The 14869-nt window shown below is 40.4% G+C and carries 16 protein-coding genes; 4 read left to right on the forward strand and 12 right to left on the reverse strand.

Annotation, left to right across the window (positions count from 1 at the left end):
- Positions 1-4: 4 nt before the first annotated feature.
- The 11 genes from ABJF57_RS09625 to ABJF57_RS09675 form a co-directional block, all read right to left on the reverse strand.
- On the reverse strand, positions 5-790 hold the full coding sequence (locus tag ABJF57_RS09625; protein WP_462234660.1) for an undecaprenyl-diphosphate phosphatase: 786 nt from the start codon (positions 788-790) through the stop codon (positions 5-7).
- Positions 787-1011, reverse strand: coding sequence for a DUF3098 domain-containing protein (locus ABJF57_RS09630; protein ID WP_462234662.1), 225 nt, complete (start codon positions 1009-1011; stop codon positions 787-789). Before ABJF57_RS09630 ends, ABJF57_RS09625 begins: the two co-directional genes overlap by 4 nt.
- A 4-nt stretch (positions 1012-1015) precedes the next feature.
- The gene (locus ABJF57_RS09635) at positions 1016-1906 is read right to left on the reverse strand and encodes a cell division protein FtsX (protein ID WP_462234664.1); all 891 of its coding nucleotides are present in this window, start codon (positions 1904-1906) and stop codon (positions 1016-1018) included.
- 48 nt (positions 1907-1954) lie between these two features.
- Positions 1955-2881 carry a hypothetical protein gene (locus ABJF57_RS09640; RefSeq protein ID WP_462234665.1) on the reverse strand — a complete coding sequence of 309 codons (927 nt, stop codon included), beginning with the start codon at positions 2879-2881 and terminating at the stop codon, positions 1955-1957.
- A 2-nt stretch (positions 2882-2883) separates the two neighbouring features.
- Positions 2884-3423 (reverse strand): RNA polymerase sigma factor, encoded by a 540-nt coding sequence (locus ABJF57_RS09645; RefSeq protein WP_462234667.1) that lies wholly within the window; start codon positions 3421-3423, stop codon positions 2884-2886.
- A 91-nt stretch (positions 3424-3514) separates the two neighbouring features.
- Entirely contained in the window at positions 3515-4144 is a 630-nt protein-coding gene (gene pdeM / locus ABJF57_RS09650; RefSeq protein ID WP_462234669.1) for a ligase-associated DNA damage response endonuclease PdeM, read from the reverse strand.
- Entirely contained in the window at positions 4137-4574 is a 438-nt protein-coding gene (locus ABJF57_RS09655; RefSeq protein ID WP_462234671.1) for a DUF2147 domain-containing protein, read from the reverse strand. Before ABJF57_RS09655 ends, pdeM begins: the two co-directional genes overlap by 8 nt.
- A 112-nt stretch (positions 4575-4686) precedes the next feature.
- Positions 4687-7152, reverse strand: a complete 2466-nt coding sequence (locus ABJF57_RS09660) for a ligase-associated DNA damage response DEXH box helicase (protein ID WP_462234673.1) — start codon at positions 7150-7152, stop codon at positions 4687-4689.
- A gap of 74 nt (positions 7153-7226) precedes the next feature.
- The gene (locus tag ABJF57_RS09665) at positions 7227-9485 is read right to left on the reverse strand and encodes a sodium-translocating pyrophosphatase (RefSeq protein WP_462234674.1); all 2259 of its coding nucleotides are present in this window, start codon (positions 9483-9485) and stop codon (positions 7227-7229) included.
- A 93-nt stretch (positions 9486-9578) separates the two neighbouring features.
- Complete coding sequence (gene folE, locus ABJF57_RS09670; protein ID WP_462234676.1) at positions 9579-10271, reverse strand: GTP cyclohydrolase I FolE; 693 nt, start codon at positions 10269-10271, stop codon at positions 9579-9581.
- On the reverse strand, positions 10234-10644 hold the full coding sequence (locus ABJF57_RS09675) for a 6-pyruvoyl trahydropterin synthase family protein (RefSeq protein ID WP_462234678.1): 411 nt from the start codon (positions 10642-10644) through the stop codon (positions 10234-10236). Before ABJF57_RS09675 ends, folE begins: the two co-directional genes overlap by 38 nt.
- Before the next feature lie 272 nt (positions 10645-10916).
- Here ABJF57_RS09675 and ABJF57_RS09680 point away from each other — a divergent pair, with 272 nt between their 5' ends.
- From ABJF57_RS09680 to ABJF57_RS09695, 4 genes are all read left to right on the forward strand, one after another.
- Complete coding sequence (locus ABJF57_RS09680; RefSeq protein WP_462234680.1) at positions 10917-11966, forward strand: sensor histidine kinase; 1050 nt, start codon at positions 10917-10919, stop codon at positions 11964-11966.
- On the forward strand, positions 11963-12391 hold the full coding sequence (locus ABJF57_RS09685; protein ID WP_462234681.1) for a hypothetical protein: 429 nt from the start codon (positions 11963-11965) through the stop codon (positions 12389-12391). The genes ABJF57_RS09680 and ABJF57_RS09685 overlap by 4 nt, the downstream gene beginning before the upstream one ends.
- A 60-nt stretch (positions 12392-12451) precedes the next feature.
- A complete protein-coding gene (locus tag ABJF57_RS09690) occupies positions 12452-13105 on the forward strand; it encodes a phosphoadenylyl-sulfate reductase (RefSeq protein ID WP_462234683.1) in 654 nt (217 codons plus the stop codon).
- A gap of 72 nt (positions 13106-13177) precedes the next feature.
- Positions 13178-14098, forward strand: coding sequence for an NAD-dependent epimerase/dehydratase family protein (locus tag ABJF57_RS09695; RefSeq protein WP_462234684.1), 921 nt, complete (start codon positions 13178-13180; stop codon positions 14096-14098).
- On the opposite strand, the gene ABJF57_RS09700 is transcribed toward ABJF57_RS09695, so the two are convergent.
- On the reverse strand, positions 14095-14832 hold the full coding sequence (locus tag ABJF57_RS09700; protein ID WP_462234686.1) for a class I SAM-dependent methyltransferase: 738 nt from the start codon (positions 14830-14832) through the stop codon (positions 14095-14097). The two genes, ABJF57_RS09695 and ABJF57_RS09700, sit on opposite strands and share 4 nt — an antisense overlap.
- Between the last annotated feature and the right edge of the window lie 37 nt (positions 14833-14869).

Below are 14869 nucleotides of genomic sequence, written 5' to 3' on the forward strand. Positions count from 1 at the left end.
TTTCTTAGGCAGCAATAATAGCAATGAGGCCAACTATAAAGCAATAGATCGCAAAGTATGTCAGCTTGCCTCTTTTCACTATTTTAATCATCCATCTGCATGCGATATATCCCGATACAAATGCTGCAACAAACCCAACAATGAGACTCAAAGTATCTATTGAATGTCCTGTCGGATTCTCCGTATAGTCCAGCAACTCAAGTAAGCTGGCACCCATAATGGGTATTAAAACCATCAGAAATGAAAAACGAGCAGCTTTTGATCGCTCCACTCCTAAAATAAGTGCGGTTGCTATAGTCGAACCTGACCTGGATATTCCAGGAAGAACAGCGAAAGCCTGAGCCAATCCAATCAGTATTGCAGCTACAAAACCAACAGGCTTATTTCCATCATTTTTGAAGTGAGCGAACAATAGTAATCCCCCGGTGATCAACAGCATAGAGCCTACAAGCAGTAAATTTCCTACGAACAGCTCTTCGATCTGATCCTTAAAAAAAATAGCCACAATGAAAACGGGGACCATGGAAATGATAATCTTAGCGGCAAACTCCGTAGATTCATTCCACTGAAACTTAAAAATATCTTTTAGCAGGATTGATATATCATTCCTGAAAACAGCGATTGTTGCCAAGGCAGTGGCTAAATGGACAGTAACTGCAAAAAGTAAGTTGTCTGTACTATAGACCTCTAATAGAACCGATCCTATTTCTAAGTGACCACTACTGCTGACAGGGAGGAACTCTGTGAGCCCTTGAATAATCCCTAGAATTAGGGCTTCAACCCAACTCATTCAGTATCTGATTTTGATTTAGGCTTATAGAAAATTGCAACGAACTGGATAATAAAGCCAATCATTACAACTACAGGTCCAAGTGTAAGTCCTAAAAATCCAAAACCATAGGGTTCTGAATCCATGGTCATTATGATAAAACCTAGTGCTAAAACAATAACACCAACAATCATTATCATATAGTTAGCTTTAGTGAAAGCTAGTTTTCTTTTTTCTGACATTGCTTTAATAAAGTTCGTCTAAAGACATTTTTAAATATTTTCTGATTGCTCTCAATGAACTAAAGTAGCCAACAATTATTCCCATGATCAATATTAGACCGAATAACATCAGGAAGCCATTGGTATCTTGAAGTTCTTCAAGTCCATCTATTATCGAATTCATATATTGGGTGAACCCATAAATTATTCCACATGAGAGGATACCAGCAAAAAACCCATAAATCATTGATCTGTAGAGAAAAGGTCGTTGAATGAATGCGCTTGTAGCACCTACCAATTGCATACTTCGAATAAGAAACCGCTGAGAAAAAAGTGCCAGCTTAATTGTGTTATTAATCAAAATAATCACCACAATTAGTGCAAAAATAGCGATCCCCAGTAGGATGAATCCAATCTTCGTAAGGTTCTCATTAATGCTCTCAATAAGGCTTTCTTCGTATTCTACTTCAAAAACACCTCGGATACTTTCAATTTCTGACTTTATTTGATTCAGGCTATCCAAAGCCTGATACGTTCCTTTTATCTTCACTGCGAAAAGATCCCTAAGTGGATTGTCACCCAAAAAATCTTTAAAATCCTCTCCTGTATCTTCAATAAATTGCTGTGCTGCTTCTTGTTTGGTTATTAGTGCTATTTGTGGCACTTCTTTCACCAATGTGTATGGCTTATTAGCAATGGCAGTTCTAATTTTGGTAATGTCGGATTGACTGATATTTTTATTTAGATAAACCTGAACTTCTACACTCTCCTGAATTCGAGTACCTAATCTTGAACTGTGAAGTAAAAGCCATCCAAAAAGACCTAAAACCAACAGGGCTACGGTGATACTAAATACCACGCTTGCAAAAGGGTAGCTCCCTAGTTTTCTTTTCTTCCTGGTTTTCTTTTCTTCCATTAAGCCACGAATTTAGACAAAATGGAGGGTTTTGAAATGTAATGAGCGTTACTTATTTTCTCTAAGCAGCTTAAGCTCACTAATGACATCTGGATTAGTAACCTTCGGCAATTCAGTCAACTTATCAGCAATGTCTACTTTATAATAGCTCCCTAAGTGGTACACATAAATGCGCCGATCTCTTGCGCTATTAATTTCCAAAATTTCGTAAGGAGCTTTGTCGAAATCTCCATTTAGGAACAATTTCCCATCGTAGTACTTATACCTTATTTTATTGCCTTTCGATAATTCTGTTTGAACATCAATTGGTTGCTCATCTGCCGCATTATCGCTGCTCTCAGATAATTTATCTAGATCTGTTGCTGAGAACTCAGCGTCATCCTCCACAGATTCTGCATCAGGTGCTTCAAAGACTGGCTTAAACACTTCCGTTTTCTCACTGTCGTTGTTTGCTATTGCAGTAACTTCTTCATTCACCACATCCGATTGTTCTTCGATCTGGGGAACAGCTTCGGCAATCTTCTTGCTAGCTTGATCCGTTATTTGCTCTGGCTTTTCAAGTGAATTATTGCTTTCGGCTTCTTCCTCTCCCAAATCCCATACAAATTCAATGGACTCGACTTCAAGTGCCTCTACTGTAGCTAGCTCGGCCGTACTCAGAACTTCCATTCTTTCACCATATAGATAGATTCCAGTCCCTATAATTGAGGCTATAATAACACCACCCATTGATTTCATCAGAACAGACTGCTGTGCAAACTCCATCCATGTGGGGCCCACATCTATGGCATCTAGTCTCGATTTGAGCTGATTTTTTCTGTATTCTTTAAGTCCGCTAACGATATCAGATTGCAAGTTGCTTTCTGACTTCATTGCAGGATCAGACTCAAGAAGATTTTCAAAGTCTGCCATTTCAGACTCGTTCATCCTTCCTGAATGATAATTATCGATTTGCTCTTGAGTTAGTTTAGTCATGGTTAATCAAAAAAGTCCTCAGTGGTGTACTTGCTTTTTATTAAGCTATCTAGTTTCTTTTTGCACTTATACTTCTTCGTTTTGGCGGTATCCGTATTGGCAAAATTCATTTTTTTAGCAATTTCCTGCATTCCCATCCCGTCAAAATAATAATGTGTCAAAACATTTTTACACACATCTCCCAACTCTCCTATGCATTCCATTACAATCTTAAGTCGCTCTTTAGCGTCATGCGTTTGATGCTCTTCTCCGTCTACCGTCTCTGAGCTCAAACGGCTTTTTCTATCCAATTCCTTTCTCCACTGATTAAGGCAAATGCTGTATAGATAAGTGCTGATTTTTGAAGTCAAAACCAGTTTACCACTAGCAGCTTTCTGCCAAAAAGCGAGTAAAGCTTCTTGATATACATCTTTCGCCTCATCCTCAGTGCCATTATTGGATAGCACGATCTTGGTCATCATTCTGTAATATTTCTTATACAGATGATCAAGTACGCGTTCGTCTCCACGACCAATTCGTTCCAATATCTCACTGTCCTTCATACACCAAGCCAGTTTTTAATACGATTTAAACTAATTAAGTAACCCCTCAAGGGTGAGTGTTAGGGTTACAAATTGTAAAATACGATAAATCTTACGTTAATTCAATGACTGCTCCTTCAGCAATTCCAAATACATTATCCTCTTTAGCTGGCCAAATTTTTTTTATCCCTGTAAATTGACCAAATGCTGGTAATATCCCGTATCCCGTTGAAAAATAGAAGCACGGCATTGTAACGGTTTGTCTCCCCTTCCCTCTTAGCGCAATCCCGGGGTGAATGTGTCCTGAAATATTAAAATAGGAAGATTCTTCCTTAATATGACTGAATGAAAACGGTGGGAGTTCGAGTAATCGTGTGAGGTTCAGAGACGTAGGATACTCATTTAGAATATCATGATTGCCCTCGACGAGAACAAACTTGATAAAGTCGTATATGTTAATAAATTGAAGGAAATCCTGCCATTCATTGTTCTCTGAACTATGAAACAAATCTCCAAGTAAAATTACTTGCCTAGGCCTACGTGTTCTGATCAGGGATTCTAGTATTTGAAGATCTGTTACATGAATTTTCCGCGAGATGGGGATTCCATGCTTTCTGAAATGTCCTGCTTTTCCTAAATGAAGATCTGAAACAAGCAATGTGTTTTTTGCTTCCCAATAAATCGCTCGTTCCGGAAGTAAGATGAGGCGTTCCCCTTCAATTGTTATGCTACCACTACTCACGGGTGTAAGGCAACCAGGTTTGTGTACGATAAAAGAACAGCAGATACCCTCTCACTTTTAGGTTACCATCATCCGCAACCCAGAGTTTACAATCGTAGATGTTTCCGTTCTCTGGATCCATGATTTCTCCTTTGTGATATTCGTTCTCTTTTTTGTTGAATTTCATATCACTAATAATCTCCATTCCAATGATTTTTTGACCCTTGCGATGATCTTCACATTCATCGCAAACTGGATCCGGGTCTTCGTCCTCCTCTCTAAACAACTTCAGTATCTTACCATAGTATCTATTCTCTTCCTCATAGATTTCGACAATTGATCTTGCTTTTCCACTTTCATCATCAATCGTCTTCCATGTCCCCACAATTGTCTGCGAATAGGTTGATGTGGAAAATAGCAGCATCAAAGCAAATGGTATCATTCTTTTCATGTGTATTATATTTTATTTTCAGCGGTCACGTGGAATTCGTAATAACCTTTAGGTACCTCAAGCTGGTATGCTTAGTATCCCTAAAATGTACACTCATTTCATATCGTCAAATTTAATCTTGACTTACTGACCTTTCAAGTTGCATCTGCATTTTTAATATACGATCCGTCACATCTTCAGAACTTAGACGCTCCCTTCGGATCATATCTACCAAAATTGGAAAGGCAAAAGGTGTGGGTTTTTCTGTTTGTCGAAGTACGATCTTCTGGCTGTTAATCCGGCGGATGGCCTCCATAAACCGAGATTGATCTAACTGAAGGGTCATCACTTCCTCTACTGACTGTTTTAAAAGCAAGTTGTTTTCATCATACTCTTTAAATGCCTTGTAGAGTATACCAGAGGAAGCTTGCAAGTGCCGGGCTTTTATGTTTTTACCTGGGTAGCCCTGGAAAATCAATCCTGCAATGGTGGCCACATCCCGGAATTTTCGTTGTGCCATTTCGGTCATATTGATGGATTCATTGATGTCCTGATAAATATGCTCTTCTGAAAATAGATCAAGTTCTAATCCTTCTTCAATGGCTATCTCTTGATCTGACAAGAGCTCAAATCCATAATCATTCATCGAAATAGAAAACGTGATTTTCTGAAGTTTACTCATTCGGTAGGCTACCAACCCAGCCAATACCTCATGGACAAACATGCCTTCAAAGGTGAAGAAGAACAAGTGATGTCCGTGCTCCGTTTCTACCTTTTCAATCAGCAATGATTTACTATCAGGAATCATTGACATTCTACTCTGCAAGTCCAGAATGGGTTTAATTTTCTGCAGCTCTACATCTTCGTAATTACCATCGATGGCTTGCTGCAGTTTGTTTCTGATTTGATCCGATAGCAGCGATGATAGGGGCAGTCTGCCTCCTCCCCAGGCAGGAGTGAGACCACTTTTACGTTTCGATTTTTTTACCAGAACAGTTAGATCCTTGATCATCATAAACTCCAGGTTTTGGCCTGCAAACCAAAAGGTGTCCCCAGGATTGAGTTTGGAAACAAAACTTTCTTCTACGGTACCCAAATGTCCTCCGGTGATAAATTTTACACTCATTGCGGGATCGCCAACTATGGTACCGATGGAGAGCTTGTGCCGTTGCGCAGCTTTTGCATTGATGATTTTGTAAATACCAGCATCATTGTATACACGCGAAAACTCATCATACTCGCCGAGTGTACTTCCACCTGTGGTAATGAACTCGAGCGCCCAATTCCACTCATCCGCACTTAACAGTCGATAGCAATAGGTTTGCTTGACCTCTTCCAGAATCTTCAGTGGACGAAAACCACCACTTACTGAAAGGGTAACCAAGTATTGAACTAAAACATCCAGGCATTTTTCTAATGGCTTACGCTGCTCAAATTTCCCATTTTGAATAGCTGTACGCAAAGCCGCGCCTTCTATTAACTCAAGTGAATGGGTAGGCACAAAGAATATTCGACTCAGTTCGCCTGGACCATGTCCGCTTCTTCCTGCCCGCTGTTGAAAACGAGAAACTCCTTTGGGTCCGCCAATTTGAATGACGGTGTCAACCGGGCGAAAATCTACACCAAGATCCAAACTGGAAGTACATACGACTAATTTCAATTTACCATCATGCAAAGCATCTTCGACCCAGTTGCGAATATGTTGATCCATCGACCCGTGATGCATGGCCATCACCCCCGCCAAATCAGGAGCTTCTTTGAGGACTGCCTGATACCAAAGCTCTGTTTGCGAACGGGTATTTGTGAAAAGTAAAGTGGTGTTACTTTTTTCTATAATCGGCAACACCTTATCAATCAACTTTATTCCGAGATAGCCAGACCATGGAAATTTCTCTACCTCATCTGGCATTATCGAAGAGACTTCAATCTGTTTTTCAATGTTTGATTTAACCGCGACTGCTTCTTTGTATAAATCCTCCCCTAGTAAGACGCGCTTCGCTTGAGGTAGATTACCTATAGTAGCTGAGATTCCCCATACTTTGAGTTTATTCTCGGTTAATGCTTTAAGCCTGGAAATGGCTAGCTCTGTCGCGACCCCTCGTTTTGTTCCAATTAATTCATGCCATTCGTCGACTACAATGCTTTTTACATTTTTGAGGTAGTTTGGATAATCGCTTTGACTTAATAATACGTGTAAACTTTCAGGAGTAATGACCAATGCTTGAGGAGCGGTCTTTTTCTGTTTTTGACGTTCAGTAGTTGTAGTATCGCCTGTACGCAGGCCTATTTTCCATCGTACATCTACATCATCACAAAACAGCTGCATCGCGCTTTGAATGTCTTTTGCCAATGCACGAAGGGGGGTAATCCAGAGTATCTGTACTTCAGGCTTTACATCAAAAGGCTCATGATCTCTTAGAAATTCCAGCACGCAGGGAATCCAAAGGGCGTAGGTTTTTCCAGATCCGGTTGGCGCGTTTAAAAGTCCACTTTTACCAGACAGATAAGCTTCCCAAGTCTTTCGTTGAAAATCAAAGGATTTCCATCTTTTGGATTTGAACCAATCCTCAGCAATCTGAAAAAGCTTCTCATCGGACATGGAGGGAAGTTAAGGAAAGGCACAAAAAAACCTCGACCAAACGGCCGAGGTTTGTTAATATTTCTAAGTAAATGTTATTCTACAATACTTGCTTCTGCTTTTACCTCTTCTACTTCAGCAACTTCTGCTTCGGTCAGCTTGATTTCTTTTGCTTCTGTATCAGCAGATGCATGTCCACCAGAACCGTAAACTTCTCCTAAGATTGGAGCAATTACTAATCCAACAAGGCAAGTCAACTTGATCAAAATATTCATAGATGGCCCTGAAGTATCTTTGAATGGATCTCCAACCGTATCTCCAGTCACTGCAGCTTTGTGAGCTTCAGATCCTTTGTAGGTCATCTCACCTTCAATCATCACACCTGCTTCAAATGATTTCTTAGCGTTATCCCAAGCTCCCCCTGCATTGTTTTGGAAGATTGCCCAAAGTACACCAGAAACGGCAACACCAGCCATGTAGCTACCAAGCGCTTCAGGTCCCATTGTAAAACCAATCAATACCGGAGCGATAATGGTAATGGCTCCAGGAAGCATCATTTCTCTCAGTGCTGCTTTTGTAGAAATATCAACACATTTGCCATATTCGGGCTGGCCAGTTCCTTCCATGATACCTGGAATCTCTTTGAATTGCCTTCTTACTTCTTTTACCATTTCCATTGCAGCTTTTCCAACAGATCTCATCGCAAGTGCTGAAAATACCACTGGTACCATGCCTCCTATGAAAAGAGCTGCTAGCACTTTTGCTTTGAATATATTGATACCATCAATTCCTGTGAATGTTACATAAGCTGCAAATAGTGCTAACGCGGTTAATGCAGCGGAAGCGATTGCGAATCCTTTCCCCACAGCTGCAGTTGTATTTCCTACTGAATCAAGGATATCAGTTTTCTCTCTTACATCGTCAGGGAGTTCGCTCATCTCAGCAATACCTCCTGCATTATCAGCGATTGGTCCAAATGCATCAATAGCCAATTGCATTGCGGTTGTGGCCATCATGGCAGAAGCAGCGATCGCTACTCCATAAAATCCTGCAAATTCATATGCCCCCCAAATGGCTCCCGCAAAAAGCAAAACTGGTGCGAAGGTTGAAATCATACCCGTTGATAAGCCTGCAATTATATTAGTCGCTGCTCCTGTTGCAGAGTTTTTAACAATATCTAAAACAGGCTTTTTTCCAAGGCCTGTGTAATATTCTGTGAAGTATGAAATTAATCCTCCTACGGCCAATCCAACTAACACGGCATAGAAAACTCCCATTGGAGTAATTGTTTTGAGTCCCTCACCAAAGAAATCCATCTGCATAGTAGCTGGTAGCATCTCAGGAAGTAAGAAGAACAATGCAACTCCAGTCAAAATAATCGCGCTCCAGTTTCCCTTATTTAGAGCTGCTTGTACTTGTGCCTCTTTTGCACCATTGTCGGTAATTTTAATAAATAGTGTACCGAACAATGAGAATACAATTCCAAGACCAGCGATCACCAGTGGAAGAAGGATTGGGCCAATACCATTAAATTCATCAGTAACAGATCCGCCCATATCTCTGATCACGTAGTTACCAAGAACCATAGATGCTAACACGGTGGCTACATATGAACCAAAAAGATCTGCTCCCATACCTGCAACATCGCCTACATTATCTCCAACGTTATCGGCAATTGTAGCTGGGTTTCGCGGATCATCCTCAGGAATTCCTGCTTCTACTTTACCTACTAGGTCCGCTCCAACATCCGCCGCTTTGGTGTAAATACCACCTCCTACTCTAGCAAAAAGTGCGATTGATTCAGCTCCTAAAGAGAAACCTGCAAGTGCCTCTAGCACTATCGTCATATCGTTTACTCCATTGACTGTCCATTGACCGCCCATGAAGAATTGAAACAAGAATATAAACAGAACACTAAGCCCAAACACTGCAAGTCCTGCGACTCCAAGCCCCATCACTGTACCTCCAGTGAATGATACTTTCAATGCCTGTGGAAGGCTTGTTCGAGCTGCTTGTGTAGTTCTTACATTTGCTGCAGTAGCAATTCTCATTCCGATGTTCCCCGCCCAGGCCGAGAAGAAAGCACCAATGACAAATGCTACGACAATGAACCAATGAGTGGTTTCAACCATCATTGAGATGACTCCTAAAAGTGCGCCGGCAATTACAACGAAAATTGCTAGAATTCTATACTCAGCACTTAGGAATGCCAATGCCCCTTCTCTGATGTATCTTGCAAGTGTTTGCATCTTCTCATCACCAGCATCTTGCTTGTATACCCATCTAGATTTGATGATCATTACAAGAAGCCCAAGAAGTCCAAGGGCAGGCACTAAATAGATTATTTTATCCATGATTTTTTAAATGGTTTTCAAAAACAGTGCGCAAAGATAGGTCATCAGGCTTTTATAGAAAACCTTGTTTTTAAGTGAAATTTAAATGAATGGCTAGAGGTCTGAGGAATCCGTATTGATGTAGTTCAAAAATTCGTTTTTAATATCCTGATCTTTGAATTTTCCGTCAAAAAAAGCAGTTCCTGTCCTGCTGTTGGTATCATTCACCCCTCGTGAAGAAACGCACATGTGCGAGGCATCCATAACCACCGCAACATCATCAGTCTGTAGAATAGCTTTCATTTCATTTCCAATTTGAACAGTCAATCTTTCCTGAACCTGAGGGCGTTTTGAGAAGTACTGAACGATGCGATTAATTTTGGATAGTCCTATCACCTTCCCACTAGAAAAGTATGCTACATGTGCTTTGCCATATATTGGCACAAAATGATGCTCACAGTGAGAGTAGAACGTAATATCCTTCTCAACAAGCATCTGGTTGTAATTGTACTTATTTTCGAATAGACGAATTTTAGGCTTATTCGCAGGATTGAGTCCGGAGAATACTTCCTCTACATACATTTTAGCTACTCGCTTGGGTGTCCCGGCCAGACTATCATCCTCCAGGTCAAGTCCCAATATTTGCATAATCTCTCTGAAGTGTTTCGATATCAGTTCGATTTTCAGTTCATCGTCTTGCTCAAAGGCATCTGGACGCAACGGAGTGTCGTAAGAAGTACCTACGTGATCATCTCCAAACTCATCTACCTTATGTTGGGTATTCAACGAAGTTTCTTTCTGTTTCATAAAGTGTTATTTTCATCTCGTAGCGGTCTTCTATTTTTGGTCTTAACAGATCATAGATGACTTTGACGATGTTTTCAGCTGTTGGATTCAAATTTTCGAATTCAGTTACATCTAAATTCAAATTTTTATGATCAAATCTACTAAGCACCCGCTCTTTGATAAGATCACTCAATTTTTTCATATCATAAACGTATCCTGTTTCCGAATCCACTTCGCCAGTTAAGCTTACAATGATTTCGTAATTATGTCCATGCCAGTTCGGATTGTTGCATTTATCAAATACTTCTTCATTCTTTTCATCGCTCCAGTTCGGGTTATACAACCGATGTGCAGCATTAAAATGTTCTTTCCTGTTGACAGTGACTCTGTGCATGTTGCAATATTACGAGAACTCGTAACAACGAATGTATGTGAGTTGTTCAATTACGCTTCTCAATTAGCACTAATTTCGCTTATCTGTAAAAAAACATGCCAAATCGAGTGGTATTCTATTTTCATAGAATAACTTCTTAAAGGTAAAAAAGGGACCTTATCTTACCATCCACCTCTTATTACACGCTGGACTAAACTAGTTACCTAACAGAACGAATTGTGTCCACGGATAACGATATATTATACTCAGATCCACTTGAATTAGCTCATAAAATGGAGCGGTACAAAGCTCAGAATGAGCTGTTGATCCAAGCGTATGAGAAAATTCATAAAACGCTTGATGAACTTAAAAAAACCGAAGATCTTCTCGTAGAATCGGAGAAACTAGCCTCTTTGGGTGAACTAATCGCCACGATCTCTCATGAGATAAAATCTCCGCTGGGTGCCATTTCTGCTGCCAACAACATAATTAGCGAATTTGCCTCAGCAATACCGATAGACACCTTCAAGGTGGCAAGGATGCTATCTGAAAAAGAATTCAAGGCTGTCCTTCCACTAATGTCTTTTGTGATAGATAAGGAACAGATTTATAAGCAAGGTCAAAAAAACAATAGAGAACAATTGGAGAATAGCCTCCGCAAATTGGGTGTAACGCTAAGTGATGATTTAACAGAATTAGTCTCCGAGATTGATGTAGAGCGTCACATGCATATAAAGGATTTTCTACCTGTATTAAAATCACCCAATGCAAAAGGAATAATAGAGTATTTAGCGAGCTATCTCATGCTAAAAACTTCCATCTGGATTGCTAGAAACTCAATTGACAGAGCCGTGAAATTAGTCGACGAGCTAAAAAATTATTCCTACAGAAACACGGGTCGACACGTTTTGATTAGTCTCCCTAAATCAATCAATAATATCCTGACAATTTACCGATCCAAGCTGAATTCCATTGAGATAGTCAGAGACTTTGATGATGTAAAAATCACCGGGGATCCCGACCGATTGTCACAAGTCTGGACCAACATAATCATGAACGCGGCACAAGCATCAAATTTTGGGGGGAAAATTGAAGTGAGCATCAAGGAGGACGATCAAAAAGTATCTGTTTCCATCAAAGACTATGCAGGAGGTATACCGAAAGAGATTCAAAACAAAGTATTTCAAGCATTCTTTACTACAAAGGAAAAAGGTGAAGGAACCGGCCTGGGTCTTTCTGTGGTCAAGAGAATCATTGAAGAACATAAAGGCCATATCCACTTCGAGGTGGAAGATGGTATTGGAACAAACGCGATTATAGAATTCAAAAAGAGAAAAGAATGAAAACATTATTAGAAAACGAATATCAGGAAATCCTACTCCATGAAGACCTTGGAGTTTTCGAAGAACGATTCAAAGAAGCCTCCTCTCACATCTTTGGAGAGGATTACATCCGAGAAGTATCCTTTTTTGGAAAGGCGATTGTGGAGAATCAATCCAAAGAACAACCGTTTTCAAAGCTTATCATAAATACCCTTGCAGGAGGTCCTACCATGGAGCCGCAAGTGCAACAATTCATGCATGAGGAGTTTTATCCCATGATCTTGAAAGCCGGGATAAGGCATAAGGCATACTGCCTAGGGCCAGAGATCATTGCAAAGCTTTCCGTTGAGCTTACAGTCGATAACGATCCTAGACAGCAATTCAACTATCAATTTTTTGCGACGTTGGAAGAAAGTATGGCATGGCTGCAAACGATCAGGCAATAAACAGTTGAGAAATTATGAATTTATCTCCATGCAATGTTGTTTTGCTTTGAAATTTAGCCAATGGAGATACCAGAAATCAGAAGGAAAATTGAGGAATATAGATCGAATGGTAAGAAGATATTCACTACTTCTTCTTTCCAAACGCACAGTATTCCCATGCTCCATATTCTCAGTGAAATAGACAATTCTATTCCTGTTTATTTCATCAATACAGGATACCTCTTTCCTGAGACTGTCTCTTTTCGGGATGAGGTAACTGATCGATTGGGTCTTCAGTTTGTTGACCTAAAGCCAAATACACCGAAATTTATGCAGCGAGAGACGAACGGTAAGCTGATGTTTACTACTGATCCTGATCATTGCTGCTACCTTAACAAAACCCAACCCATGGAATCCGTACTCGCAAGCCATGATGTATGGATCAATGGAGTACGAGGAGATCAAAGTGCTGTCAGAAAAGCGATGAAAGTTGAGCAACCGGCTCCTTTCGATAGCATTCGTTTTCATCCCATGCTGGACTGGGACAATCGCAAAATTTTCGCATACATAAAAGAATACGACTTGCCGAAACACCCGCTGGATGCCAAAGGATACATCAGCATAGGGTGCGAGCCCTGTACCCGAAAGATGGATCTAGATATGCAAGATCGAGAGGCCAGATGGTTCGGACTCAATAAAGTAGAATGTGGGCTTCATACAGACTTGGTTAAATAGTTGATTAGTTTTTAAAGTAGACTAATTGATTATCACGCTTACTAATTAACTCATTACAAATTCACTACAATAATGAAAGTACTCATAACCGGAGGAGCCGGGTACATAGGAACGAAACTGGTAAAGCATCTCGTTTCCCAAGCTGGGATAGAAAAAATCAGCATCTATGATAACTTAAGCAAAGGTCATCACAATTTTTTCTTGGGTGATGAGTATGAACATGCTGAAAAAATCCAATCCGTCCAAGGAGACATCCTTGACACTCGTCAGCTAAAAAAGCTCATGAAGGATGCTGACGTGGTTGTTCATTTGGCGGCAATCGTGACTACTCCTTTCGCCAATACGGATCCGCATTTTTACGAGCAAGTCAATCATTGGGGAACTGCTGAGGTCGTTTATTGTGCAGAAGAATCAGACATCTCAAAATTCATTTATCTCAGTAGTACATCTGTTTTTGGAGCGAGTGAAATGATAGCTGGTGAGGATACCATCCCATCTCCTTCTACTTTTTATGGCATCTCCAAGCTACGTGGGGAAGAGCATGTGAATCGGTTAGCAGAGAAGAAAAATGCCATCAATATTCGAGGAGGAAATGTCTATGGCTATAGCAAATCCATGCGTTTTGATGCGGTAATCAATCGTTTCATGTTTGATGCCAATTTCACCAATCGAATCCAGATCAATGGAAATGGAAAGCAATCAAGAGCTTTTATTCATGTAGACTCTTTGTGTGATGCCTTAGCGCAGACGGTCACAAAAGAGGTGGAAAGTGGAACGTATAACTTGGTGGATAAGAACCTTCAAATACTTGACATTGTGGATGTGCTCAAGGAGGTTTATCCAACGCTGGAATTTCTCTTTACCAATCAGCACATGAATTTACGTGAACTGAAGATCAGTCCTGATAGTAAATTATTTAATCAAATAGAGCGATTCGAGTCGAGGGAATTGAAAGTAGAATTGGAGGAGTTTAAGGAACGGTTTGCCTTTTAGCTAGCTTTCCCCATTCGTATAAAAACGGGAAAGGTCACTTCAAGCGTTCCTTCCTTCCAAATTTTCTTAAGATCAGCCCTTAGCTTATCGACGGGGTGATGTCCATTCGCCTTGATGTAATGCTGAACTGCAGACCAGGTGCCGATGTATCCTGTGAGTTGCTCTAAGGTCATTTCATCAATGATATCAAAATTTTGATCTGCCTGAATCTCTTGATAAGGAAAAGGGATGGTTTGATATTTTTCCTCAATGTGATTTCGTTCTGGATCCCAGTAAGGTTTAGTTACGCTCCAGTAAAAATCTTGAACGATTTGGCCAACTTCCCCTTCAATTTTCACCAACCCGTATCCAAAGAGTGCAACAACTCCATTCGGCTTCAACACGCGCTTAACCTCTCTGTTAAACTTTTCATGATCAAACCAATGAGCAGCTTGTGCGACTGTGATTAGATCAAAATGCTGATCAGGGAAATCAGTTAGCTCAGCCGGTTGTTTGGAATATTCAATATTTGGTCTCTGAGTTGCATTACTTAGCTGCTTCTCGCTGATGTCTGTAGCATGGACCTTCTTAAATTTCTCAGCTAGCGCCACTGCTAACTGACCATTACCGGTTCCGCAATCCCAACAAGTGTCATGGCAAGATGTAAGAGATAGCAAGAAATCGATCAGTTCTTGTGGGTAAATCGGACGAAATTTTGCATAGTCATCGGATTGGCTGGAAAAGTTGTCTTTCATTTAAGAGTTGCAAGTAATTAGCTATAAGTTGCAAGTT

The organism is Ekhidna sp. (assembly GCF_039940915.1).
Taxonomy (GTDB): Bacteria; Bacteroidota; Bacteroidia; order Cytophagales; family Cyclobacteriaceae; genus Ekhidna.